The organism is Roseibium aquae (assembly GCF_008711285.1).
Lineage (GTDB): Bacteria > Pseudomonadota > Alphaproteobacteria > Rhizobiales > Stappiaceae > Roseibium > Roseibium aquae.
This window is the reverse complement of record NZ_VXDC01000004.1, coordinates 112,885-136,386: the sequence shown is the minus strand read 5'-3', so window position 1 is coordinate 136,386 and position 23,502 is coordinate 112,885. Positions and strand designations below refer to the sequence as shown.

General features: G+C 60.6%; 21 protein-coding genes. 10 read left to right on the top strand and 11 right to left on the bottom strand.

Translation table 11 applies throughout. The features are described from left to right. Positions 1-143 precede the first annotated feature (143 nt). The 4 genes from F0184_RS07820 (at position 144) to F0184_RS07805 (ending at position 5,671) form a co-directional block, all read left to right on the top strand. Positions 144-2,072: an extracellular solute-binding protein gene (locus F0184_RS07820; protein ID WP_150495620.1), complete on the top strand. Its 1,929-nt coding sequence runs from the start codon at positions 144-146 to the stop codon at positions 2,070-2,072. Between the two features lie 34 nt (positions 2,073-2,106). Further along, positions 2,107-3,729: an AMP-binding protein gene (locus F0184_RS07815; protein WP_150495619.1), complete on the top strand. Its 1,623-nt coding sequence runs from the start codon at positions 2,107-2,109 to the stop codon at positions 3,727-3,729. 17 nt (positions 3,730-3,746) lie between these two features. Beyond that, the gene (locus F0184_RS07810) at positions 3,747-4,934 is read left to right on the top strand and encodes a response regulator (protein WP_150495618.1); all 1,188 of its coding nucleotides are present in this window, start codon (positions 3,747-3,749) and stop codon (positions 4,932-4,934) included. 74 nt (positions 4,935-5,008) lie between these two features. Next, positions 5,009-5,671: a DsbA family oxidoreductase gene (locus tag F0184_RS07805; protein ID WP_150495617.1), complete on the top strand. Its 663-nt coding sequence runs from the start codon at positions 5,009-5,011 to the stop codon at positions 5,669-5,671. Positions 5,672-5,935: 264 nt separating this feature from the next. On the opposite strand, the gene eno is transcribed toward F0184_RS07805, so the two are convergent. Both eno and kdsA read right to left on the bottom strand, forming a co-directional pair. Continuing rightward, positions 5,936-7,210, bottom strand: coding sequence for a phosphopyruvate hydratase (eno, locus tag F0184_RS07800; RefSeq protein ID WP_150495616.1), 1,275 nt, complete (start codon positions 7,208-7,210; stop codon positions 5,936-5,938). Positions 7,211-7,333: 123 nt separating this feature from the next. Continuing rightward, positions 7,334-8,182, bottom strand: a complete 849-nt coding sequence (gene kdsA / locus F0184_RS07795; RefSeq protein ID WP_150495615.1) for a 3-deoxy-8-phosphooctulonate synthase — start codon at positions 8,180-8,182, stop codon at positions 7,334-7,336. A 261-nt stretch (positions 8,183-8,443) separates the two neighbouring features. Here kdsA and galU point away from each other — a divergent pair, with 261 nt between their 5' ends. The 3 genes from galU (at position 8,444) to F0184_RS07780 (ending at position 11,360) form a co-directional block, all read left to right on the top strand. Beyond that, a complete protein-coding gene (gene galU, locus F0184_RS07790; RefSeq protein ID WP_150495614.1) occupies positions 8,444-9,337 on the top strand; it encodes a UTP--glucose-1-phosphate uridylyltransferase GalU in 894 nt (297 codons plus the stop codon). A 166-nt stretch (positions 9,338-9,503) separates the two neighbouring features. After that, a complete protein-coding gene (locus F0184_RS07785) occupies positions 9,504-10,808 on the top strand; it encodes a nucleotide sugar dehydrogenase (RefSeq protein WP_206668315.1) in 1,305 nt (434 codons plus the stop codon). Positions 10,809-10,901: 93 nt separating this feature from the next. Then, positions 10,902-11,360 (top strand): DUF4864 domain-containing protein, encoded by a 459-nt coding sequence (locus F0184_RS07780; protein ID WP_208998376.1) that lies wholly within the window; start codon positions 10,902-10,904, stop codon positions 11,358-11,360. 33 nt (positions 11,361-11,393) lie between these two features. Here F0184_RS07780 and tgt read toward each other — a convergent pair whose 3' ends face one another. Together tgt and queA are read right to left on the bottom strand one after the other, a co-directional pair. Next, on the bottom strand, positions 11,394-12,545 hold the full coding sequence (gene tgt, locus F0184_RS07775; RefSeq protein WP_150495613.1) for a tRNA guanosine(34) transglycosylase Tgt: 1,152 nt from the start codon (positions 12,543-12,545) through the stop codon (positions 11,394-11,396). Further along, positions 12,535-13,629: a tRNA preQ1(34) S-adenosylmethionine ribosyltransferase-isomerase QueA gene (queA, locus tag F0184_RS07770; RefSeq protein WP_150495612.1), complete on the bottom strand. Its 1,095-nt coding sequence runs from the start codon at positions 13,627-13,629 to the stop codon at positions 12,535-12,537. The genes tgt and queA overlap by 11 nt, the downstream gene beginning before the upstream one ends. A gap of 221 nt (positions 13,630-13,850) precedes the next feature. Here queA and F0184_RS07765 point away from each other — a divergent pair, with 221 nt between their 5' ends. Further along, complete coding sequence (locus F0184_RS07765) at positions 13,851-14,552, top strand: substrate-binding periplasmic protein (protein ID WP_150495611.1); 702 nt, start codon at positions 13,851-13,853, stop codon at positions 14,550-14,552. Between the two features lie 38 nt (positions 14,553-14,590). Here the strand turns inward: F0184_RS07765 and F0184_RS07760 are convergent, their stop codons facing one another. Genes F0184_RS07760 through coaD form a run of 3 tightly spaced genes read right to left on the bottom strand, consistent with a single transcriptional unit; the run spans position 14,591 to position 16,204 of the window. After that, on the bottom strand, positions 14,591-15,064 hold the full coding sequence (locus F0184_RS07760; RefSeq protein WP_150495610.1) for a peptidylprolyl isomerase: 474 nt from the start codon (positions 15,062-15,064) through the stop codon (positions 14,591-14,593). A 51-nt stretch (positions 15,065-15,115) separates the two neighbouring features. Further along, positions 15,116-15,655, bottom strand: a complete 540-nt coding sequence (locus F0184_RS07755) for a peptidylprolyl isomerase (protein WP_150495609.1) — start codon at positions 15,653-15,655, stop codon at positions 15,116-15,118. Between the two features lie 24 nt (positions 15,656-15,679). Then, complete coding sequence (gene coaD, locus F0184_RS07750) at positions 15,680-16,204, bottom strand: pantetheine-phosphate adenylyltransferase (protein WP_150495608.1); 525 nt, start codon at positions 16,202-16,204, stop codon at positions 15,680-15,682. Positions 16,205-16,372: 168 nt separating this feature from the next. On the opposite strand from coaD, the gene F0184_RS07745 reads away from it, so the two are divergent. Then, a complete protein-coding gene (locus F0184_RS07745) occupies positions 16,373-16,738 on the top strand; it encodes a hypothetical protein (protein ID WP_150495607.1) in 366 nt (121 codons plus the stop codon). A 95-nt stretch (positions 16,739-16,833) separates the two neighbouring features. On the opposite strand, the gene gyrA is transcribed toward F0184_RS07745, so the two are convergent. After that, positions 16,834-19,572, bottom strand: coding sequence for a DNA gyrase subunit A (gene gyrA / locus F0184_RS07740; RefSeq protein WP_208998391.1), 2,739 nt, complete (start codon positions 19,570-19,572; stop codon positions 16,834-16,836). 302 nt (positions 19,573-19,874) lie between these two features. Between gyrA and F0184_RS07735 the strand changes: the two genes are divergently transcribed. Continuing rightward, positions 19,875-20,522 (top strand): MarC family protein, encoded by a 648-nt coding sequence (locus F0184_RS07735; RefSeq protein ID WP_150495605.1) that lies wholly within the window; start codon positions 19,875-19,877, stop codon positions 20,520-20,522. A gap of 84 nt (positions 20,523-20,606) precedes the next feature. Here F0184_RS07735 and F0184_RS07730 read toward each other — a convergent pair whose 3' ends face one another. From F0184_RS07730 to F0184_RS07720, 3 genes are all read right to left on the bottom strand, one after another. Beyond that, a complete protein-coding gene (locus F0184_RS07730; RefSeq protein ID WP_150495604.1) occupies positions 20,607-21,275 on the bottom strand; it encodes a pseudaminic acid biosynthesis-associated methylase in 669 nt (222 codons plus the stop codon). A gap of 70 nt (positions 21,276-21,345) precedes the next feature. Further along, positions 21,346-22,143 (bottom strand): formyltransferase family protein, encoded by a 798-nt coding sequence (locus F0184_RS07725; RefSeq protein WP_150495603.1) that lies wholly within the window; start codon positions 22,141-22,143, stop codon positions 21,346-21,348. After that, positions 22,140-23,474, bottom strand: coding sequence for a DUF4910 domain-containing protein (locus tag F0184_RS07720; RefSeq protein ID WP_150495602.1), 1,335 nt, complete (start codon positions 23,472-23,474; stop codon positions 22,140-22,142). The genes F0184_RS07725 and F0184_RS07720 overlap by 4 nt, the downstream gene beginning before the upstream one ends. Positions 23,475-23,502: the final 28 nt, after the last annotated feature.

Sequence of the window (23,502 nt, the reverse complement as noted above, 5' to 3'; positions counted from 1 at the left end):
CGGGCGCTCTCACCCTCGCCGTCTGTGGTAGGCTTGTAGCACAGAATCAAACCTCACGCCGGGTTGCCATGCGTTTATTCCAGGTCATTGGCCAAATCAGGGGTCAATCAACGGGCCAATTCAGGTCCCACCTTGCGGGGGTAATGGCGTTTGCGCATGCGAGCGCCAAAGGCGGGCTTGCCCTGGGCAGCCTAGTTCTGGGCAGCCTAGTTCTGGGCAGCCTCGTTCTGGGCGGCCTCGTTCTGGTCCTGCAGCTCCTCCCGCCTGCCGCCCCCGCGTTTGCCGCCTCAACACATGCCGATGCGGAAAACGCCGTGCCTTGGACGCACGCGATCGCTATGCACGGCGAACCGGCGCTTCCAGCCGATTTCACCGCCCTGCCCTATGCCAATCCAAAAGCGCCCAAAGGCGGCGTCCTGAAGCTTGGCGTCCAGGGCACGTTCGACAGTCTCAATCCCTTCATCATTCAGGGCGGGTGGACGTCCGCCCGCGGCATGCGCGAACGGCAGTTCGGCAACAATATCTTCGAAAGCCTGCTCGCACGCTCCTATGCCGAGCCGTTCACGCTTTATGGTCTGATCGCCGAAAGGGTCCGCATGCCCGATAGCCGCGACTGGATCGAGTACGAGCTGAACCCTGCGGCCCGGTTTTCCGATGGCAGCCGTTTGGGTGTGGACGATGTGATCTTCTCGCTGGAACTCATGCGCGACAAGGGGCGCCCGCCCTTCCGCAACTGGTACAGTGAAATCAGCCGGATGGACGTTACCGGCGAGAACCGGCTGAAAATCACCTTCAAGAACGGTGACAACCGGGAACTTCCTCTTCTGGTGTCCCTCGCACCGATCTTTTCGAAGGCGCATACGGACCGGGACGCGTTCGACAAGTCAACCTTGACGCCGCCGGTCGGGTCCGGCCCCTACATGTTCAAGGAAGTCGATCCGGGCCGGCGGGTCGTCTATGAACGGAACCCGGATTATTGGGCGAAGGATTTGCCGATCAAGGCGGGTTTCGACAATTTCGATGAGATCCGGATCGACTATTTTCGCGATGAGACGACGCTTCAGGAAGCTTTCCGAAAGGGGTTGATCGACGCTCTTCAGTTTCGCGATCCGGTGCGCTGGTCACAAGGTTTCGACTTTCCCGCAGCCCAGGACGGCCGCGTGACACAATTGGCGATACCGCTTCAGGTACCGCCGAATGTCCGGGGCATCGCCTTCAACACGCGCCGGGACATCTTCTCCGATGTCAGGGTCCGCCGGGCGCTGTCGATGGTGTTCGATTTCGAGTGGGTGAACCGGAACCTCTATTTCGGCCTTGTGAAGCGGACCGCAGGGTATTGGGACAACTCCGTCCTGTCGTCCATCGGACGCCCGGCCATGGAGAGGGAACTGGCGCTCCTTGCGGACCATCCAGATGCTGTTCTGCCAGAGGTTATGGCCGGGACCTGGCGTCCGGCCGAGGGCGACGGATCCGGCCGTGACCGCGGCGTCCTGCGGGCGGCCCTGGCATTGCTGAAAGAGGCCGGCTTCACGCTCGACGGCCGGCGCCTGGTTGATGCCGACACCGGCCAGCAAATGGCGTTCGAGATCCTGACCAAGAACGAAGACGAGGAAAAACTTGCCCTCGCCTATATCCGGACCCTGGAACTGATCGGTATCTCCGTCGCCGCCCGCACCGTGGATCCCTCGCAATTCGAGGATCGGCGCACGAAGCGCGAATTCGACATGGTGTTCAATACCTGGACCGCCTCCCTGTCCCCTGGGGCCGAGCAATATGGCCGATGGTCCTCGGAGGCGGCCGACGCACCTGGAACGTTCAATTTCGTTGGCGCGCGCAATCCCGCGATCGATTCATTGATCGATGCGCTGGTCGGATCGCGAACTGACGACGAATTCGTTTCCGCCGTGCGCGCCCTGGACAGGGTGCTGATTTCCGGCGCCTACGCCGTGCCGCTGTTCCACATACCCGATGACTGGCTCGGTCACTGGACAACGGTCGTGCCGCCGCAATCCCATTCGCTCTACGGTCACCAGTTCGACACCTGGTGGTCGAAAGACGCGCCTTCCAAATGACCGGGCCAAATGACCGGGCCAATGGACCGAGACGATGAAAACGACGCCTGACACGCTTATCGCCGCCTATCACGCCACGGGCGCATGGGGAGACAAGAGCCTGGATGGCCTGTTCCGGGATACGGCAGCCGCCTATCCGGACCGGGTCGCGATCGTTGACGCACCGGACAGGGTCAACTGGACCGGGGGAGCGCCGCGCCAGATGACCTATGCGGAGGCCGAGCTGGATATCCGGCGTCTGGCCGCGTTTTTCGCCGCCATCGGTCTCGGGCCCGATCACGTGATCGGCATTCAGGCCCCCAATACGGTCGAGACCGTTCTTGCGTTGCTCGGCGCCTTGCGCGCGGGCTTGATCGTGTCGCCGCTGCCGCAGCATTGGCGCCAGAAAAATGTCCTCGACGCTCTCAACGGTGTTGGCGCAAAGGGGTTGATCGCCGCCGACCGGATCGAAACCCGGCAGGTGGCCACCTCGGCGCGCGACATAGCCGCCGAACTGTTCGGCTTGCGGTTCGTTTTCGGGCTCGGAAAGGATATTCCGGACGGATTGATTGAGCTCGGGCCGGTCATCGCCGAGATGGGAGACGATCTGCCCGACAGCCCGCTCGAGAGCTCGGCAGACCGCACGGCCACCATCTGCTGGAGCCGGTCCGGGGAAGAGACGGTGCCAGTCACCCGCTGTCACAATCACTGGATTGCCGCCGCATCGCATATTCTTGGCGCAGTTTCCCTTCCCGAGGCCCCGTCCGTGCTCGTTCCCTATTCGCTCAGCGGATTGACGGGTCTTGGGGCCGGGATCGTTCCCTGGCTGCTGACCGGCGGCACGCTCCATCTCCATCACCCCACATCGCTTTCAGGTTTGACCAAACACGCCAATGCGGTGAACGCGGATCTGGTTCTGACGCCCGGGCCCCTCGTCCAGCTGATGGACAAGGGGCTGACCTCCAACACAGCGACGATCGTGGCCGCATGGAACATCGCCGCGCCTGAACCGGCCGCGTTCGTTCCCCGGCATTCGATCGTCGATCTGCATCTGGCGGACGAGTACGCACTCGTCGCCAAGGCCCGCGGCCCGTCCGCGAGAATACAGGCCACCGCGCTGGGAAAGCATAGCGGGCCGAACGGGTGTGAGAGCAGGCCAACCCTACTGGAAATCGACATTACCGGGACAGACCTTCCGGAGACCCAACCGCAACTCCTCGTCAAGGGTGCCATGGTTGGCGAAGTCGGCTGGCCGACTTTGCCGAACCGGAAAAAGCAGCCCGATGCCGACGGCTATCTGAACACCGGCATTCAGGTTCAACCGATCCCGGGCGGTCTCGCCGGGTTTGGAATACCCGGGCGATATGCCGTGGCGACCGGGGATCTCAGGGTGATCGACGAAATCTATTCCGGCTTTCCTGGCATCCGGGAGGCGGCCGCCTTCCTGGTTGACGAACCGACCCTCGGCGCGCGGCTACACGCTGCCCTTGTTCCGGCCCATGGCACGGTGCCGGATGTGCGTGCATTCTTCGCCTATCTGGATGCAGAAGGGGTCGATCTTGCCAAGATGCCGCACCGTGTTCTCATTCTCCAGGCGCTGCCGGCGCTGGAAAACGGAAGCCCGGACCGGGAGCGGTTGAGCATGCGGGCACAGCGCCTGCCTGCCGCAGTTGCTTGAGGACCGACGCAGCCGATATGGACGCAGATCCCTCATTGATGTGGCACGGCCCGCTTTGGTATGCGGGCTTCCGGCCAGCGGAATTGTCCGGGGCAATTCCCGGGCTTCGTACCGATGAGGATCTTCTGACGCATTTTCAGGCAGGATCGCATCCCTCCGGGGCGCTTCCATCCGCCATAGCGGTTACACCGACCCTGCTCGGCACGACGACAGAGCAGAGCGCGTTTTTCCAGTGGCTCGACGCTCTGGTATCCGGTCTTGCTTGCGAAGTGCCTTTGATCCTCTTCATTGGACCGGAAGATGTGGTTCCGGAGCGACCACGGGCCGACGCAGTCATCCATTTCGGTATGGCACCGCAACATGTCTTCGAGCGGGTCTGCGCACTGCAACGCAATCTCTTGCGTTTCGAGGAGGCCCGGGTCCGGCGGCTTGTGTTCGGCCGCCTGGCGGGATCGGCGCCGGCCCCGCACCATAGCGGGCCGAGCGGGCTTCTGGTGATCGGCGTCGGACACCGCTTTTTGGAATTGGAAGCCACGGCGGAAGACAAGGTCGATGTGGTCGGCGCGTTCGATCAACGCCTTGCGGAAGACTATCTCAAACAACGGGCATTCGACGCGGTCATTCTGGACGGCGGATTGCCCGACGCTCTGGAGACCTTGCGGCAACTTCGGTTCGATGCGCGCTTTGCGACGCTTCCCGTCCTCGTCTTTAGTTCCGGGCAAGGTGAGGCGCATGCCTTGGTGGAGGCGGGTGCGACCGATGTTCTTCCGCAAGGCATCACAGCCGAAAACCTGAAGGCCCGGATGAGGGTCCTGATCCGGGCCGGAAAGCGCCGCCGGCTGGCCGACCGGATCCTGGCTGAAAGCCGTAAATGGCTGATGCAGACAGCCTCCGCCGGAGGGGTGCCCGAAAGCGTTTATCAAGCCTATCTCGACAGGACGCAAAGCGGATTGGAGCTTCGCGGCTTGCGATTGGAGGAAGTCTGGCTCGCACCGGCAGAAGGACTGCCGGGGACCCCATCAGGAGAAAGCGATACGTCCAACGTGTTTGCCACCCTTATGACGATTGCGGATGCCACTAGCCGGGAAGAAGACCTTGTGTGCGTGGTCGCCGGCAAGGGGCCGGTCGCGGTTCTGAAGTCCGATCGCGGCAAGGCCCGGATCATGGCCCGGATCAATGCGATCCTGTCCCACACCGTTTTTTGAGCAACTGGCCATCGCTGGCACTTGCGAGGAACTCCGGTTATCCTTGTCCTGGACAGATTCAAAGGGACTGCCTTATGACCGCCTCGACCCCGTTGACCATCGATGTGATTTCGGATGTCATGTGCCCTTGGTGCTATATCGGTAAGCGCCGGCTGGAATCGGCATTGAAATCGGTGCCCGATGTGATGGTCGAGGTTCGCTGGCATCCGTTCCAACTGGACGACACTCTTCCTGCGGAGGGCAAGGACCGGAGCCAGTATCTGAGCGACAAGTTTGGCGGACGCGAGCGGGCGCAGGCGGTCTACAGCCAGATCTCCCAAGCCGGCAAACAAGAGGGCATTCCCTTCGCCTTCGACCGGATCCAGACCTCTCCGAACACACTCGACAGTCACCGTTTGATCCTGTGGTCCAAAGCCGACGGATTGCAAAACGAAGTGGTCGAACGGTTGTTCAAAGCCTACTTCATCGACGGAGAAGACCTGACCCAACCCGGGACGCTTGTGCAGATCGCGGAAGATGCCGGCATGGAGGCCGATCTTGTCGAACAGCTTCTTGAAACGGACTCCGATCTGGAAAAAACAAAAAAACAGATCGGCCAAGCCCATGAGATGGGCGTGACCGGAGTACCTTTTTTTATAATCGACGGGCGGTTCGCCGTTGCCGGTGCCGAAAAGCCGGAGACCATTGCCGCGGCCATCATGCATGCGGAAGCCACAAAGGCTGGCGAGCAGGCATGAATTGTGTGATCAGTGAGAGAAACCCGGCCAGGGCAATTCGCGGATTTTATTCTTGGCGGCAAGTCCCGCTCTTTCGGACAGCGGACTGCAGCGATCTTGCATCGAGAAGCAACGAAACCACCCTTGCATCAACGCGATGAGCTGCTGCGTTCCGATTCCGTGTCGCACCGCGCATTGCCGTGATCATTCAAGAGGACGGACACGGTTTGTCACCGGGCTGAAAGCCAGCCGGAAGCCCCGGCCGGCTTTCTTTAAGTCGGATGGTTACCCGCGCAGGATGGTCCGGCCCGCATAAACCGCTTGTCCGCCGAGTTCTTCCTCGATCCGGATCAACTGGTTGTACTTCGCCAACCGGTCGGATCGCGCCAGCGATCCAGTCTTGATCTGCCCGCAATTCGTCGCAACGGAAAGATCCGCTATGGTCGCATCTTCCGTTTCTCCGGACCGGTGCGACATGACCGCGGTGTAGGCTGCCTTGTGCGCCGTTTCGACCGCATCGAGGGTTTCAGACAAGGTTCCGATCTGGTTGACCTTGATCAGGATCGAGTTGGCAACGCCCTGCTTGATGCCCTGACGCAAACGGGCCGAATTGGTCACGAACAGGTCATCGCCAACGAGCTGGCACTTGTTGCCGAACAGATCGGTCGCCGCCTTCCAGCCGGCCCAGTCGTCTTCCGCCAGACCGTCTTCAATGGAGATGATCGGATAGCGCTTGACCAGATCTTCAAGGTATCCGGCCATCTGTTCCGGATCGAGAGACTTGCCCTCCCCGGCCAGTTCGTACTTGCCGTTCTTGAAAAACTCGGTCGAGGCGGCATCCAGGGCCAGGAAAATGTCCTCGCCCGGCGTGTAGCCGGCGGTCTCGATCGCCTTCATGACGAATCCGATGGCCTCGTCGGTCGATGCGAGGTTCGGCGCGAACCCGCCCTCGTCACCCACGTTGGTGTTGTGGCCGGCCGCGTTCAAAGCCTTTTTCAGCGTATGGAAAACCTCGGCGCCCATCTGCACGGCCTGCTTCAGGCTTTCAGCCCCGACCGGCATGATCATGAATTCCTGAAAGTCGATCGGGTTGTCCGCATGGGCCCCACCGTTGATGATATTCATCATCGGCACCGGCAAGGTGCGGGCCGAGGTGCCCCCAACGTACCGGTAAAGGGGCAGTCCCGAGGCCTGCGCGGCCGCACGGGCAACCGCCAGTGACACGCCGAGGATCGCATTCGCACCAAGGCGGGCCTTGTTGTGCGTACCGTCGAGATCGATCATGGCACTGTCGATCTTCAACTGATCTTCCGCTTCCAGGCCGCCTATGGTGTCAAAGATCTCTCCATTGACCGCGTCAACAGCTTGCTGGACGCCCTTCCCCAGATACCGGTCCCCGCCATCGCGCAGTTCCACCGCCTCATGCGCGCCAGTCGAGGCTCCAGAGGGAACCGCAGCGCGGCCGAAGGAGCCGTCTTCCAGAAAAACGTCCACTTCCACGGTCGGGTTCCCGCGACTGTCGAGGATTTCGCGGCCAACGATGTCGATTATTGCGGTCATCGGTCTTCACTCCTTGCGGCCGGTTTCCAGTTCCAACCAGCCTTGTTGAATCCATGCGCCGGCGCCGGTCGGGCGGCAGGCAAAGGTGGACACGGTGTGCCCGGCAGATCGGTCAATCGCCGATCAGGGCGCTTCGGGTGCGGTCTTGATTACACGATCGAGGGCCGTCAACTGCGCCAGAAGGGCCGGCAAGTCCTTGAGCGGGATCATGTTGGGGCCGTCCGAGGATGTGGTGTTGTCTGGATCGGGGTGCGTTTCCATGAAAAGCCCGGCGACCCCAACCGCAACCGCTGCCCGCGACAAGACCGCCACCATGCGCCGGTCGCCGCCCGACGAGGTGCCCAATCCGCCCGGCTGTTGAACGGAATGGGTTGCATCGAACACCACCGGCGCCCCCGTCTCCGCCATGATCGGCAGAGCCCGCATGTCACTGACTAGGGTGTTGTATCCAAAGCTTGCCCCGCGCTCGGTCAAAAGCACATTCGGATTGCCGCTTTCAACCACTTTCCCAAGAACGTTTTTCATGTCCCAGGGAGCAAGAAACTGGCCCTTCTTGACATTGATAACCGCCCCGGTCCGGGCCGCGGCAACCAGCAAATCCGTCTGGCGGCAGAGGAAGGCAGGGATCTGCAACACGTCCACCACCTCGGCCACCGGCGCGCATTGATCCGCATTGTGGATGTCGGTCAGCGTCGGAAGGCCGAGGCTTTCCTTGATTTCCGCGAAAACCGGCAATGCCTCCCTCAAACCGACGCCGCGTGTTGCCGAAATCGACGTGCGGTTCGCCTTGTCGAAGGATGCCTTGAAGACGACCGGGATTCCCAATCCGCCGGCGATCTCCTTGATCGCCGCCGCGCATTCGAGCGCATGATCCCGGCTTTCCAACTGACAGGGCCCGGCGATCAGGCTGAACGGGAGACGATTGGAGAAGCGGACGGAGCCGATCTCTACGACGGAATTGGCATGTGACATGGCGGACAACGCTCATCGGCAAGGGCTTGAAGCTGCGCGTTCCTTATCTTGGTTTGTCACGACCCGCAACCGCCGAAGCTTCTTCGACCGGGACAATGGCACGGTTCCCCGGAGCCGTCGCGGCGCGGGACGGCGGGACTTTCGCGACCGGCCAAACGAGCCTTGGTCAGGACATCGAAACCATGCTAACCACCGCGTCAGTGACCGCGATCCGGGTCCGACGCGACAGGCGCGGTTCGACAGGGAGAATTTGGATACCAAATGCACAAGCCCATTCGTAAAGCTGTCCTTCCCGTTGCGGGACTGGGCACCCGTTTCCTTCCCGCCACAAAGGCGGTTCCCAAGGAAATGCTCACGATCGTGGATCGGCCGATCGTGCAATACGTGGTCGACGAAGCACTGGCCGCCGGGATCGAGCATATCGTATTCGTCACGGGCCGGAACAAGACGGTGATCGCCGATCACTTCGACCGGGCCTACGAACTCGAAGACACACTGAAGAGCCGCAACAAGGGCGCGGCCCTCGAACTCCTGGAGAAAATCCGTCCACCGGCCGGGTCGACAAGCTTTACGCGGCAACAGGATCCGCTCGGGCTGGGACATGCGATCTGGTGCGCCCGTGACATTATCGGCGCCGAACCCTTCGCGGTACTTCTGCCTGACGTGATCATCAAGTCTCAGGTCAGTTGCCTGAAGCAGATGGTGGAGGTCTATAACGACCACGGCGGCAACATCATCGCCGTTGAAGAGGTTCCGGACGATCAGACCCATCAATACGGGATTGTGGAGTTGGCGGAGACGATCAACGAGCGGGCCAGCCGTATCTCGAACATGGTCGAAAAGCCCGCACCCGGCACGGCGCCGTCAAACCTGATGATCACCGGCCGCTACATTCTCCAACCGGAAATCTTCGACCTTCTCGGACGGCACGAAACCGGCGCTGGCGGTGAGATCCAGCTGACCGACAGCATGCTCGAACTGATGGGCAGCCAGTCATTCGCATCCTTGCGCTTTGATGGCGAAAGCTATGACTGTGGATCGAAGGCCGGTTTCTTGAGCGCCAACATCGCCTATGCGCTGGACAATCCGGAGCTTGCCGCGGAACTTGTGCCTCTGCTGCACACCATGCTGGCGGACCGGCCAGCCGGCGGCTGACGGTTCTGTACTGTTGCGGGTGCCGCCGACAGCTGGCACCCGGCACCGCACCCGCGGACCTGCGGGTGCGTAACGTTGCCAAGGCCGAGGCGCAAAGACCGTTCCTGCAGCAGATCTTTTCGGCTAATGCTCCGGCACCGAGCGATTCCCGCCAAGGATGTACTTCATGATGCAGACCCCTTCCTCTCTGCCGCGACTGGCGATAGTCGGTCTTGGCTATGTCGGCCTGCCCGTCGCCTGCGCTTTCGCAAAAGCCGGCTACGACGTCCTTGGGTTCGACATCAACGAGGCGCGGGTGCGGGCGCTCATGTCTGGCGACGATCGAACCGGATCAGTGACGCCTGCCGAACTGACGCGGTCCAACTTGCGGCTGTCGTCCGTTGCCAGCGATCTGCGCGGGCGGGACATCTACATTGTCGCGGTTCCAACCCCGGTCGATGCCGCAAAGCGTCCCGATCTGACACCATTCAGGAATGCTGCCGAAACGGTCGGTGACCACCTGGGCAAGGACGCGGTTGTCGTTTTCGAATCGACGGTCTTCCCTGGCGCAACGGAGGAGATCGCCGTGCCAATCCTGGCGGCGCGGTCAGGTCTTGCCTTCGGCGCGGATTTCGAGGTCGGGTATTCTCCCGAACGGATCAATCCCGGCGACACCGTGCGCGGGTTCAGCGAAATCACGAAGATTGTCGCCGCAAGTTCCAAGGCATGCACAGACCGGCTCGCGGCGCTCTACGGATCGGTGGTGTCCGCCGGCATTCACAAGGCCCCGTCGATCAAGGTGGCGGAAGCGGCGAAAGTCATCGAGAACACCCAGCGCGATCTGAACATCGCGTTGATGAATGAGCTGGCCATCCTGTTCAATGCGATGGATATCGATACGCGGGACGTGCTCACGGGGTCGGCCACGAAGTGGAACTTCCTGCCGTTTCAGCCCGGCCTTGTCGGCGGTCACTGCATCGGCGTCGATCCCTACTACCTGACCCACAAGGCACACGAAATCGGCCTGACTCCTCAGGTGATTCTCGCAGGACGGGGAACCAACGAGGCCATGCCTGCTTTCGTTGCGGGGAAGGTCATTCAAAAATGCGTGAAGCTCGGCGGTCCCATGCCGCCCCGAATCGCCATTCTCGGTGTGACTTACAAGGCGAATGTGCCCGATACCCGGAATTCGAAAGTGATCGATCTCGTCCGGGAACTTCGAGACTTCGGAGCAGACATCCGCGTGCATGATCCGCTGGCCGATCCGGAGGAAACCCGTGCCGAATATGGCCTAGAACTCGCTTCCCTGTCAGAGCTTTACGGCTCCGATGCCGTGATTTTGGCCGTGCCGCACGACGTGTTTTTCGAGCGTGGCGACGCCTGGGCAAACGTGACGCCCCTGCTGCGCGGCGGGCGCGGCCTGGTTGCCGATCTGCCGGCCCGCATGCCGAGGGAGGAAACGCCCCCCGGGGTCACTCTCTGGCGGTTATGATGAAACCGGGCATTCATCTTTCCTGAGATTCGCTAGGTCCTTTTCCCTCGCTCCGTCGTACACTTTCGGGAGCTCTGGAAAAGGAGGCCAGTTATGCGGATCTTTCATGTCTTTCGGGCGTTCGTCCTGTCCGCCGTGCTGACATTCGGCAGTTTCGCCGTCATCGATGCCACGGTTGGACCGCGCCCCGTGATGGCGCAGGAAATCGACAGCGGCGCATTCCAGTCCATAATCCGCGATCAGATGAATGCATTTCAAAGTGGCGACGCCGTGCGGGCCTTTTCCCATGCCGCGCCGCGCCTGCAACAACAGTTCCAGACCCCCGATGTCTTCATCCAGATGGTCAAGAACGGATATGCGCCCGTCTATCGGCCCAGCAACGTCATCTTCGGACAATCCAAGGCGACACCGCATGGTCCGGTTCAGGAGGTTTATGTGACGGGACCCAAGGGCCAGACATGGCGGGCGATCTACAGCTTCGAGAAACAGCCCGACGGAACATGGCGGATATCCGGCTGTTATCTGACCAAGGACCCCGGTTTTTCAGCGTAAAGTTCCGGAAGAAGCCAACGCTGGTCCGGGTGCCTAAAGGGCGGCTATATCGCCGCGTGCCCAGTTGGCCTTGGTTTCCTGGTAGAAGTCCTCGAACGAGCCATTTTCGATGGCCGCCCGCATTCCGGCCATCAGTGTCTGGTAATAGGCGAGGTTGTTCCAGGTGAGCAGCATCGACGCAAGCGCCTCGCCGGTGCGAACCAGATGATGCAGGTAGGCACGCGAATAGGTATTGGCCGCCTCACACGCGCTTTGCGCATCGAGAGGGCGCGGATCTTCCGCGTGACGCGCGTTCTTCAGATTGACCTTGCCGAAACGGGTGTAGGCCAGACCGTGGCGCCCCGCCCGGGTTGGCATCACGCAATCAAACTGGTCGATCCCGCGCTTGACGCTTTCAAGCAAGTCATCCGGCGTCCCCACACCCATGAGGTAGCGGGGTTTATCCGCCGCCATCGCGGGTGTGGTCACCTCCAGCATCTTGAGCATGACCTCCTGAGGCTCGCCAACGGCGAGGCCGCCGACCGAATAGCCCTCGAATGGGATCTGCAGAAGCGCTTCAACCGATTTCAAACGCAGGTCGGGCACGTCTCCGCCCTGAACGATCCCATAAAGGCCCTGCCCTTTCGCCGGTCCGTTCATATCCTCGAACTGGCGCCGGGATCGCTCGGCCCATCGAACAGACAGCTCCATGGCCCGTTTGACATCGTCGGGCTCGGCGGGCAGCTTGATGCATTCATCGAGCTGCATCTGAATGTCGGATCCCAGTAGTCCCTGGATCTCGACGGACCGTTCGGGTGTCAGGTGGTATTTCTGCCCATCCACATGGCTCTGGAACCGCACACCCTCTTCGTCGAGCTTGCGCAGCTGCGCCAGCGACATGACCTGAAACCCGCCACTGTCGGTCAGGATCGTGTGCGGCCAATTCATGAAGGTGTGAAGGCCGCCAAGCCGGGCCACCCGCTCCGCCCCGGGGCGCAGCATCAGGTGATAGGTGTTTCCCAGCACAACCTCGGCCCCCAGGTCGCGCACTTGCCCCGGATACATCGCTTTGACCGTGCCTTGAGTTCCAACGGGCATGAAGGCCGGCGTTTCAACCGTACCATGGGGCGTGGTGATCCGTCCGCGCCGCGCCATGCCATCGGTGTTCAAAAGCTCAAAGGAAAAGGCTTTTGTCTCAGCCGCCATGCGTCAATCCTTGGTCGCCAGCCGTGGCAGGGAAAAGCAACGAGGCATCGCCATAGCTGTAAAAGCGATATTCCCCGTCAATCGCGTGCTGATACGCGCGGCGCATGACATCCAGGTCGGACAGGGCCGACACCAGCATGAACAGGGTCGAACGCGGCAGATGGAAGTTGGTCATCAGCGCGTCGATGGCCTGGAAACGGTAGCCGGGCGTGATGAATATGGCCGTTTCGCCCCGAAACGGCTGAATACCCTGCCCGCCCTGCGCGGCGCTCTCCAGGATCCGCAATGATGTCGTGCCGACACTCACGACCTTGTTGCCGCGCGCCTTGACGGCGCGAAGGGCATCCGCCGTTTCCCGCGAGATCTCGCCCCATTCGGCATGCATCTTGTGATCATCGGTGTCGTCGGCCTTCACAGGCAGAAAAGTCCCGGCGCCGACATGTAGCGTCACCCGGTGTTGTTCGATCCCACGCTCTTCCAGGGCCCTGAGAAGCTCCGGTGTGAAGTGCAAGCCCGCGGTCGGCGCGGCGACGGCTCCGTCCTTCTCGGCGAACATGGTCTGGTAATCCTGCTTGTCCTGTTCGTCTTCCCCCCGTTTTTGCGCGATATATGGCGGCAAGGGCACATGCCCGACCGCGGCAATGGCCTCGTCGAGCGCGGGTCCGGTTTGGTCGAACGCGAGCAAAACCTCGCCGCCATCCCCTTTTTCGGCGACCCTTGCGGTCAAGGTCACGTCCTGCGAAGAGTAAACGATCTCGTCCCCTTGTTGCAGCTTCTTGGCCGGCCGCACGAAAGCCTTCCAGCGATCAGGTCCGGTGCGCATATGCAAGGTTGTGCCGATCTTTGCGCTCACCCCGTCCCGAAAACGGTGCCCTTCCAGTTGCGCCGGGATCACCCGCGTGTCGTTGAACACCAAGGCGTCTCCGGGATGAAGAAGACCGGGCAGGTCGCGCACACCAAGGTCTGAAAGCTCCTGCGCGCTACCCGGCCGCACGACAAGCATGCGGGCGGAATCACGCGGACGTGCCGGCCGCAAAGCGATCCGTTCGTTCGGCAACTCAAAATCAAAATCATCTACGCGCATGATGGTGGCTACGGTCCTTTTGGGGAAACTGGCCTGTCCGGACGGCGCTGTGCATCCGGAGGGATCGCTGGGTCCATATCCAAGGGCTTGCGCCGGGTCAACTCAAACACAGACTTCCGCTTGGTTAACCTGCATGGAAAACCGAACGGGCCGCTTTGCCGTAGCGTGATATAACCATTTCCGGCCGCGCTGCTCCGGCGAGCAAGCAAATTGGAGATTACATGAGACTGACAGTGCTCTGGTTCTGCCTCATTGCCTTCGCTTGGCCCGCATGCGCGCACGCGCAGTCTGTCGAGGTGATCGCCGTCGAATACCCACCCTTTACGACCGCCACAAGAGCGGACGGAGGAACGGTTTTTGCTGAAATCAGGCAATGGCTGGCAGACCAAGCACTGGATTTGACGCTTGTGCCCGTCTTTGTTCCTCCCGCAAGGGCTCAAGTTATGGTGCGGTCGGATGCATGGTGCGCGAGTCTCTACCCGCCACCAGCGGAAATCGGTCATTTTATCCAAGTCAGCAACCGGGCAATCGATGTCGGTTTCTTGCGCCGCAAGATCCCCGGTCCCTTTCTGTGGACAGATCTGGGACATTTCAAAAACCGGAAAATCGCGGTTTTACGCGCCCGCACAAGCGGAGGCCTGTTGGCACCCATCGAAACCGCTGGAGCCCAGTTTGTGGATGTGGAAACCGTGCAACAGGGCATCAAACTGCTGCTTGCCGGCCGGGTCGACTATGCGTTCGCTGACAACACCACCTTGAGCGGCTTTCCCGCGGGTTCAACAGAGCGCCAGTCTCTGGAGTTTTCGGAAACGGTTCTTGAGCGTTTCCCGGTTGGTCTCTACGTGTCAGCCAACTGCCGGCAGCATTTTCCGAAAGTCGGGGAGAAAAAACGCGGCGCGGATGAAAAAGGCGCGGCCGGATAACCGCCCGCGCCTAGTCAGACCGATGAAACCGGCCCGAGTCATGCCGCGTCGGCGGCGACTTTCAAAGATGTGATCTTGTCCGGATTGACGACCGGTTCGCCGCGCTTGATCTTGTCGACATTCTCCATGCCTTCAAGCACTTCGCCCCACACGGTGTATTGCCCGTCGAGGAAAGACGCGTCAGCAAAGCAGATAAAGAACTGGCTGTCGCCCGAATCCGGGTTCTGAGCGCGCGCCATGGAGCAGACGCCGCGCTTGTGGTTCGCCTTGTTGAACTCGGCCTTCAGTTTCTTGCCGGAGCCCCCCGTGCCGGTTCCATTCGGGCAGCCCGTCTGCGCCATGAAGCCTTCGATCACACGGTGAAAGACGATGCCATCGTAGAACCCCTCCCGCACGAGTTCCTTGATGCGGGCCACATGATTCGGGGCCAGGTCCGGCCTCATCTCGATGATGACCGAACCCTGGGTGGTTTCCATGAGCAAGGTGTTTTCAGGATCTTTGATCTCGGACATGATGTCCTCCGTTTTTGATGGAAATATTTGGGGAACTGCGCGGACCGCCAATCAACCAGCGTCGGCCGCAACCTGCATTTTCAGGATCTTGTCAGGGTTTGCCGGGGGTTCGCCCTTGGTGATCGCGTCCACGTGCTCCATGCCGTCGACCACTTCGCCGAACACTGTGTATTGACCATTCAGCCAATCGCCGTCTGCATACATGATGAAAAACTGGGAATTGGCGCTGTTCGGACTGCGCGAGCGTGCCATCCCCAGCACGCCCCGGCGGAACGGCTCGTTCGAGAATTCGGCCGCAAGGTCCGGCTCGTCCGACCCGCCCATGCCGGTCCCGGTCGGATCGCCGGTCTGGGCCATGAAACCATCGATGACGCGGTGAAACACGATCCCGTCATAAAAGCCGTTCCGCGCCAGCTTCTTGATGCGCTCGACATGGTTGGGAGCAAGATCGGGACGGAGCTGGATGGTGACCCGGCCGTCTTTCAAATCCAGATAAAGCGTGTTTTCCAGATCCGGAGACTGGGCACCGGCGACCGCAGGCATGAATGCCATGGCGGCAAGCAACGCAACAACTCTAAAGATACGTGACATGGTCACTCCATCAATGTTGGGGAATCAATTGCCCGGGTCGGTTGCGGGTGTGCCCGACGCAAGGGCCACAAGACTTGGCACGACAGAGGGCGGCACGAACGCGGTGATGTCGCCCCCCATCTTGGCGATCTGCCGCACCAAGGTCGCCGTGATGTGCCGCACCATGGGAGACGCGGGCAGGAAGACTGTCCGGATACTGGGCTCAAGGGTCCCGTTCATGCCCGCCATCTGCATCTCGTAGTCCAGATCGGTTCCATCGCGCAGGCCGCGCACCAGATAGGCCGCGCCATGCTGGCGGGCGGTCTCGATCACCAGATTGGAAAAGGCAATCACCTCTATCCGCGCCGCATCTTGCGAACCGAAGGCCTCGCGCGCCGCGGTGTGGATCATTTCCACCCGTTCCTCGAACGAAAAGAGCGGCGCCTTCCCCGGATGAATGCCAATGGCAACCACCACCCGGTCGGCAAGAGCCAGGGACTGGTGAAGGATGTCAAGGTGGCCATTCGTGATCGGATCGAAGGACCCTGGATAAAGCGCAGTGTGGTTCATAGGCTCTTGCATACCTTCCCGCCCCTTTGGCGGCAACCCGCTGCAAACACCCAGATCGCAGGGAGACACCAATTTGTGTGACACCCGTCACAGCATGCCGGCGGCTCCGTCCCCATATTCGATCCTGACAGTGGAAACTGATAGCCACCAATAAACGGAGGCAGGGTTATGCGTGGTATCCATCGGCAACCGAAATTCCGCAACGGCAACGCTCACGCCGGTTCACTGATCGGCCGGCAACTCGCCGCCATATTCATCACCGGCTTTCTTGCGGTCACAATCGCGGCGTTGCTGACATTCGGCGAGGCGCAGTCCAGCAACGCGGTTTCCCCGGTTGAAGCCGCATCGATGGCGGCCAAGGGCGATCGCGGTCCGAGTGCCTGCCAGGGGCAAGCCTGGGGTGCGTGGGATGCGACCTGCGCGGCCGCCCTTTCGGGAGCAACCAGAATCCGCAGCGTCGGTTACGTCACGGTTGAGCATCCGTCCGGCCTTGCCAACGAGACAATCCTGACACGGGTTCAGGCATCGCATTGAAATCGCACGCGAGCACCAAAGTCCCCAACTCACAAAAAGGCCGGGCGATAGGATGCCCGGCCGTTTTTTTCTGATCTATAGAGCGGTGACCGGCCTCAGCTGTCGGTCTCCGGAGCTTGGTCATCGGAAGCTTCGCCAATGGTTCCTTGGTCGGGGTCATCGGGTCCGCCGGCAATGGGCTCCGCGTCACCCTGCCCGTTCTCGTCGCCGTCCTCATCGTCGACCTCGGAGATCCCCTCAACAGCGACCACCTTTTCATCCTTGGCGGTCTTGAAGACGATCACCCCTTGGGTCGCCCGGCCGGCAATCCGGATGCCCTCGACAGGGCAGCGGATCAGTTGGCCGCCATTTGTGACCAGCATGATCTGATCGTTGTCCTCCACCGGGAACGAGGCGATCAGGTTGCCATTCCGGTCGTTCACGGCCATGGCGGTGATCCCCTTTCCGCCACGCCCGGTCACGCGGTACTCGAACGAGGAGGTTCGCTTGCCGTAGCCATTTTCCGAGATCGTCAGAATGATTTGCTCGGCGGCGCTCATTTCCGCATAACGTTCCTGGCTCAGGGGACCGGCGTCGACCAACTCCTCGTCCTGACCGCCACCGTTCTCTTCCGTTTCCCCGCGCAGCGCCCGGGAGTATTTGAGGAAGGCGGCCCGCTCTTCGGCGCTGGCGTCGAGGTGATGCAGGATCTGCATGGAAATGACGCTGTCGCCATCGGCGAGCTTGATGCCCCGAACCCCGACGGAATTGCGCCCGGCAAAGACACGGACATCGTTGACGGGGAAGCGGATGCACTGCCCGGTGGCGGTTGTGAGCATGACATCGTCATGTTCGGAACAGGTGTCCACACCGACGATGCCGTCGCCCTCGTCGAGTTTCATGGCAATCTTGCCATTCCGGTTGATCTGAACGAAATCGGACAACTTGTTCCGCCGCACGGTGCCGCGCACCGTGGCGAACATGACATCGAGATTGGCCCAGCTGTCCTCGTTCTCGGGCAGAGGCATGATCGAGGTGATCCACTCGCCCTGCTGGAGCGGCAGCATGTTGACCAATGCCTTTCCACGCGACGTCGGCCCGCCAAGCGGCAAACGCCAGACCTTCATCTTGTAGCAGATGCCGCGCGAGGAAAAGAACAGCACAGGGGTGTGCGTATTGGCAACGAACAGCCGCGTAACGAAATCCTCGTCCTTCGTGGCCATGCCGGAGCGGCCCTTGCCTCCACGGCGCTGGGCACGATAGGTCGCGAGCGGAACCCGTTTGATGTACCCGTTGTGCGACACGGTCACGACCATGTCCTCGCGCTGGATGAGATCTTCGTCTTCAAGGTCGGCGCCGCCGTCCACGATTTCTGTCCGGCGCGGCGTCGCAAACTCGTCCTTGATCTCCAGCATTTCGTTGCGCACGATTTCCTGAATGCGGGCGCGCGACCGCAGGATTTCGAGGAAGTTGGCAATTTCGCCGCCGATCTTGTTGAGCTCGTCCGCGATCTCGTCCCGTCCGAGAGCCGTCAGGCGCTGCAGGCGCAAATCCAGAATGGCGCGAGCCTGTTCCTCGGAGAGCTTGTAGGTTCCATCGGCCAGAACCATGTGGCGGGGATCGTCGATCAGCTTGATCAGGGGCTCCACATCCTTGGCCGGCCAATCCCGCTCCATGAGCTCTGCCCGGGCCGTCGCCGGATCCGGCGCTGTGCGGATCAGATGGATCACCTCGTCAATATTGGCGACAGCAATGCCCAGACCGACCAGGATATGAGCCCGGTCCCGGGCTTTCTTCAAAAGAAATTTCGTTCTTCTTTGAACAACTTCTTCCCGAAAGCTGACAAATGCCTTGAGCATGTCCGGCAAGTTCATTTGCTCGGGCTTACCGCCGTTCAAGGCCACCATGTTGCAGCCGAACGACGTTTGGAGCTGGGAGAAGCGGTAAAGCTGGTTCAAGACCACATCCGGCACCGCATCCCGCTTCAACTCGATGACAACCCGCATGCCCGAGCGGTCGCTCTCGTCCCGGATATCGGAGATCCCCTCCACCCGCTTCTCACGGACCAGTTCCGCGATCTTCTCGATCATGGTCGACTTGTTGACCTGATAAGGGATCTCGGTGACGATCAGAGCGTTGCGATCCTTGCGGACCTCTTCAACCTCGACCTTGGCCCGCATCACCACCGAGCCACGACCCGTTTCATAAGCGGAGCGGATGCCGGACCGTCCGAGGATCATGGCACCGGTCGGGAAATCCGGACCAGGCACGATCTCCAGAAGCTCCTGAACCGTCATGCCCGGATTTTCCATGATCGCGATGGCCGCGTCGATCATTTCGCCCAGATTGTGGGGCGGGATGTTGGTCGCCATGCCCACGGCGATGCCGCCCGCGCCATTGACCAGAAGGTTCGGAAACTTGGCCGGCAGAACGACCGGCTCTGTTTCGGAGTTATCGTAGTTGTCCTGAAAATCGACGGTATCCTTATCGATATCGTCCAGAAGCTTATGGGCCACCTTCTCAAGCCGGCACTCGGTGTAGCGCATGGCCGCGGCCGGGTCGCCGTCAACCGAACCAAAATTGCCCTGCCCGTCGATCAGCGGCAGCCGCAAGGAAAAGGGCTGCGCCATGCGCACCAGCGCCTCGTAAATCGCGCTGTCGCCATGCGGGTGATACTTACCGATCACGTCCCCAACCACACGGGCCGACTTGCGGTACGGCTTGTTCCACTCGTAGCCGTTTTCATTCATCGAATAGAGAATGCGCCGGTGGACGGGTTTGAGGCCATCGCGCACATCAGGCAAGGCGCGACTCACGATCACGCTCATCGCGTAATCGAGGTAGCTTGCTTTCATTTCATCGACGATCGAAATCGGCTTGATATCCGAATGCCTGCCACCGGCCGGAGTGCTGTTGTCCTGATCAGCCAAGGATTGTTCTCATGTCACTGTTGTTGTTGTTTCAACCTTATAGACGATTCCGGCCTGAGAACCAAATTTTCACCCGGGAATTCAGACCTCAATAATGCATTAATTTCAATATCTTAAAATAATATCCACCAGCAGTTTTGAAGCGGCGGGCCTTGACCTGTTATGCCGCCTTCAAAAGCCGGGTAGAACATGTCCGGACATAGCAGTTCGGGGAGCGGAACGGGACCATGACCGACTATTTCATCAACGCGTTTGCAACCCTGTTCGTGACGATCGATCCGGTCGGTCTGGCCCCGATGTTTTTGGCACTGACGGCGGGCATGTCGGCGTCTGACCGGCGCAAGATTGCCGTGCGCGCGACCATAACGGGTGCGGCCATCCTGCTGGTCTTCTATGCCACCGGGCAAACCGTCCTGAATGTTCTCGGCATCTCGGTGTCGGCTTTCCGGATCGCCGGCGGGATCTTGTTGTTCGTAATCGCTCTTGAGATGGTATTCGGCAAAAGACAGGCCCGCAAAAGCCAAACGGCTGAAAAAGCTGTCGAATCGGTGGAAGCGCACCATGGAACCATCTATGAGCTCGCGGTGTTTCCTCTGGCAATCCCCCTCATCGCGGGACCAGCGGCTATTTCGGCCATTATCCTGTTGTCCAGCCAGGCGCCGGACACGGTTGCCTATGCTGGCCTGGGCGGCGTCATTGTCATCATCCTGATCAGTTGTCTCGGGGCGTTTCTCCTGGCCGACCAGATCGAACGGCGGCTCGGCGACACCGCCCAGCTTGTGATTACCCGGCTGCTTGGGGTGTTGCTCGCCGCCTTGTCCGTTCAATTCGTGGCGGACGGGGTTGTCACGCTTGTGAAGCCCCATTTCAGTTAGGACACCGCGCGTTCCGCGTCCGCTTTGCAAACGCGCGGCCCGGAAGGTCTACGGTCCTCACCGGTCCGGCAGAACAGGCGCGCCTTATTTTTCCAGCAGGAACCAAGTGGAATCGTCGAGCGGCGCCATGTTGTCCCGATGATAGACGAAGCCGTAGTCCACCAGTTTCAGGCCGTAACCGTCGATCAGATCGCCAGCGAAGTCGCGCTTGAACAGCCGATCCTCGTGGCCCCGGTAGGGCACCGTCACCGGTGTTGGATTATAGTACTCGGCGACCAGCACATAACGACGGCTCATCCGGACGAGGTTTGTATACACCTTGTCCAGCTGATCGGGTGCGATGTGGATCAGCACTCCGGAGGTGAATGTCAGGTCAACGGGCTCGCCCTTCATCGGTTCCAGAATGCTGCCCCGGTGGATCGAGGCAATGCCCAGTTCGGCGGCGCGTTTTGCGGCGGTGGCGTTGATCTCATGGGCATGGAGCGTGACGGACGGTGTCAGCTTGTGGATGGCCAGCAGGTTCAGTCCGATATTGCACCCGAATTCCATGATCGACCCGACGCCGTGCGCCGACCCGAGCATGCGTGCCCAAACCGCAACCTTGCGGTGAAAAAACACATCGGACTGATTTCGCGAGATATAGTCATCGCCAAATTCACCGGCCCAAAAGGTTTCCTGGTCGGTCGCATATGTGGCAGCGACAGGCGCGTTACTTGCCTGATCGGTTCGGGTGGGGCGGTCGCCAGTCGACATCTGTTTAAATCCACTCGCTCTTGAGAAAGGTTTTCATCCACCGGTGCCGGCCCGGCCTGCCCCCGCGTCTTCAGTCGAGCACCGACATCAGCCGCGGCACCCTGCCCGTCAGCTTTCCGTCCAGCACGTGGTCGACGATCCGGTCGTCATGGACCTCATAGATCAACCGGAGATGTTCCGGCCGCCAATCACCCGACAGAAAGGCCTTGCCGTATTTCTTCTGGGGTTTGCCGTCGGGCAGGCTGGCGAAGTCCAATCCCCGGACAGACCGGCAAAAGACCTCAGCGAAATGCTCGATGTTCCGGGCCGCCAGCCTGTGCAAGCTGTCGCCGCGGGTCATGGGCGCGCTCGTGGTGAGGATCAATGCACCACTGTCGAGGAAATCAGTTGTCTCATGCAGCGTCACACCCGTCATTTGGGGCTCAAGGAAGTAGCTCGGCCAGAAATGCGTCGCCACGCCGCGATAGTCGGGCGAAAGCCCGCCATGCACATTCCAGAACCGGCACCCCACCGTGCGGAGAAAACCCTCCGACAGCTTGGAGCAACCGTAACTCACCACCAGTTGGGGGCCGGAATTCCTCGCAAAGGCGATGGTTTCCGGGTCATTGAGCCCGGACGTCCCCACGACGAAATCCGGTGTTTTGTCGGGACCACCCGCCCTTGTGAACACCAACTGCTCGATCCGGTCCCTTTCCGCAAAATGATGGTTGAACAAACCGGCGAGATCGGGTGCCAATCCCGGCGGCGGCTCGGGCACAAAAGCCTCGCGTTCTTCCATGATCCACGCACAGACCGTTCCGGTCCGTATCAGTTCGCGGGCCAGGAACAGATGCCGCGGATGGCTTCCAGTAATCAGGCAGATGCTCACCCCGAGATCCTCACCATTCCATCCTCCATCAAGGTTTCGACGATCGGGACAACTGCGCCGATGGGCTTGCCCAGAAACTCGACGATTTCGAGGATCTTCCGCGTTCCGTCGATCAACGACAAGACCTCAAGCATGAGGTTGAGTTGCGAGCGGTGATCGGAAAAGCCGTCCGCCGACATGTTCCTTATCTGCGAGCTGTTCATCGTCGGATAAAGGTTCCGCCTTCCCAGCATCGGTTCGCCGCCTCCGATTTCCGACGTAAGCGGCGATCGGTTGAGATCGAAGGCCTTCAGAACCAGCCTGATCTTTTCGACCGAGTCCATAACCGAGCTGATGCGCATCATATCCTTGGTGTCGAAGCTGGTATGGTACTGGTCATAGCCGCCGTAAACCGTGCGCGCCGCCTGAATGACCGGCAGATTGATCGCCGGCGAACAGAATTGGCGTTCATCGCTGCCGTTGATGGGGGTAAAGGGCCGTGCCGTGAAGTTGTGCGCGTCATAGCGGCAAAAGGCCTCCGCCAGAGCGTCAATCTGTGAGACCTGCCCAAGCCAATGCCTGCGCGAGTGCTTGAACGAAATCGCCGGCGACGCCCCACCCAGGCATGTCAACACGATCCCCGCCTTGATCTTGTCCAGTTCGGCCCGCGAAGACCTGGCTAGAAAAGTGATCGAACCAATGGTCTCCGGGATGATCAGAAAGCGGTACGTGTAGTGCCTGTCGGTCTGCGCCAGCAATTTGTGATAGAGCGCGACGAGCGCCAGCGGACCGGACAGTTCATTGTTCGCCATGCTGGGGTGGCAGAGATACGAAGACAGCAGGACCGTTTCATCCGTTTGCCCCGGCAAGACGGCCTCACCGTACCGCAGATGACCGTCGAAGATTTCCGTATCGATGTTCACACGGTACCGGATGTCGCGTTTCAGTTTGGTGCGCTGGGTGTGTGGAAGACAAAGGCCCCATCGCCGGACGTAATAGCTGGTGACATAGGGGGTGGCTTCAGGCAGCGATGGATCGGAATGAAGATGGCTGTCGAGTTCTTCAAAATCGACGAGGCCCGAAAAGGGTTCGGAGAAGTTCAGGACATGAAGGTTCGAATCTTCCGTGCTGAGGATCTGCTCGCCGTCTTCGGTATGAAGGGTGGCGATATTCAATTTCCATTCTGGCGGGACAATCCAGTCGAAGACGGGCTCGCCGGTTGGAACCTCGTGCACGATGAGCGGAATGTGCTTTTGCAAAATGCCCAGGGAAGACGCGATGCCGGGCCCGGTGATCGACCGCGCGATCGGCCAAAGCTCATCGAACAACCTATTCATCTCGTCATAGGTCATGAAGCCGCCCCCGGAAACCCACCCGTCC

What these genes read in the sequence shown, in the direction of transcription:
- F0184_RS07815 (WP_150495619.1), top strand. Translation starts at nt 2,107, where the DNA reads ATGAAAACGACGCCTGACACGCTTATCGCCGCCTATCACGCCACGGGC.
- F0184_RS07730 (WP_150495604.1), bottom strand. Translation starts at nt 21,275, where the DNA reads ATGTCGACTGGCGACCGCCCCACCCGAACCGATCAGGCAAGTAACGCG.
- F0184_RS07805 (WP_150495617.1), top strand. Translation starts at nt 5,009, where the DNA reads ATGACCGCCTCGACCCCGTTGACCATCGATGTGATTTCGGATGTCATG.
- tgt (WP_150495613.1), bottom strand. Translation starts at nt 12,545, where the DNA reads ATGGCGGCTGAGACAAAAGCCTTTTCCTTTGAGCTTTTGAACACCGAT.
- F0184_RS07820 (WP_150495620.1), top strand. Translation starts at nt 144, where the DNA reads ATGGCGTTTGCGCATGCGAGCGCCAAAGGCGGGCTTGCCCTGGGCAGC.
- F0184_RS07810 (WP_150495618.1), top strand. Translation starts at nt 3,747, where the DNA reads ATGGACGCAGATCCCTCATTGATGTGGCACGGCCCGCTTTGGTATGCG.
- F0184_RS07720 (WP_150495602.1), bottom strand. Translation starts at nt 23,474, where the DNA reads ATGACCTATGACGAGATGAATAGGTTGTTCGATGAGCTTTGGCCGATC.
- F0184_RS07760 (WP_150495610.1), bottom strand. Translation starts at nt 15,064, where the DNA reads ATGTCCGAGATCAAAGATCCTGAAAACACCTTGCTCATGGAAACCACC.
- coaD (WP_150495608.1), bottom strand. Translation starts at nt 16,204, where the DNA reads ATGAACCACACTGCGCTTTATCCAGGGTCCTTCGATCCGATCACGAAT.
- gyrA (WP_208998391.1), bottom strand. Translation starts at nt 19,572, where the DNA reads ATGAAAGCAAGCTACCTCGATTACGCGATGAGCGTGATCGTGAGTCGC.
- galU (WP_150495614.1), top strand. Translation starts at nt 8,444, where the DNA reads ATGCACAAGCCCATTCGTAAAGCTGTCCTTCCCGTTGCGGGACTGGGC.
- F0184_RS07735 (WP_150495605.1), top strand. Translation starts at nt 19,875, where the DNA reads ATGACCGACTATTTCATCAACGCGTTTGCAACCCTGTTCGTGACGATC.
- F0184_RS07785 (WP_206668315.1), top strand. Translation starts at nt 9,504, where the DNA reads ATGATGCAGACCCCTTCCTCTCTGCCGCGACTGGCGATAGTCGGTCTT.
- F0184_RS07780 (WP_208998376.1), top strand. Translation starts at nt 10,902, where the DNA reads ATGCGGATCTTTCATGTCTTTCGGGCGTTCGTCCTGTCCGCCGTGCTG.
- F0184_RS07745 (WP_150495607.1), top strand. Translation starts at nt 16,373, where the DNA reads ATGCGTGGTATCCATCGGCAACCGAAATTCCGCAACGGCAACGCTCAC.
- F0184_RS07755 (WP_150495609.1), bottom strand. Translation starts at nt 15,655, where the DNA reads ATGTCACGTATCTTTAGAGTTGTTGCGTTGCTTGCCGCCATGGCATTC.
- queA (WP_150495612.1), bottom strand. Translation starts at nt 13,629, where the DNA reads ATGCGCGTAGATGATTTTGATTTTGAGTTGCCGAACGAACGGATCGCT.
- F0184_RS07765 (WP_150495611.1), top strand. Translation starts at nt 13,851, where the DNA reads ATGAGACTGACAGTGCTCTGGTTCTGCCTCATTGCCTTCGCTTGGCCC.
- eno (WP_150495616.1), bottom strand. Translation starts at nt 7,210, where the DNA reads ATGACCGCAATAATCGACATCGTTGGCCGCGAAATCCTCGACAGTCGC.
- kdsA (WP_150495615.1), bottom strand. Translation starts at nt 8,182, where the DNA reads ATGTCACATGCCAATTCCGTCGTAGAGATCGGCTCCGTCCGCTTCTCC.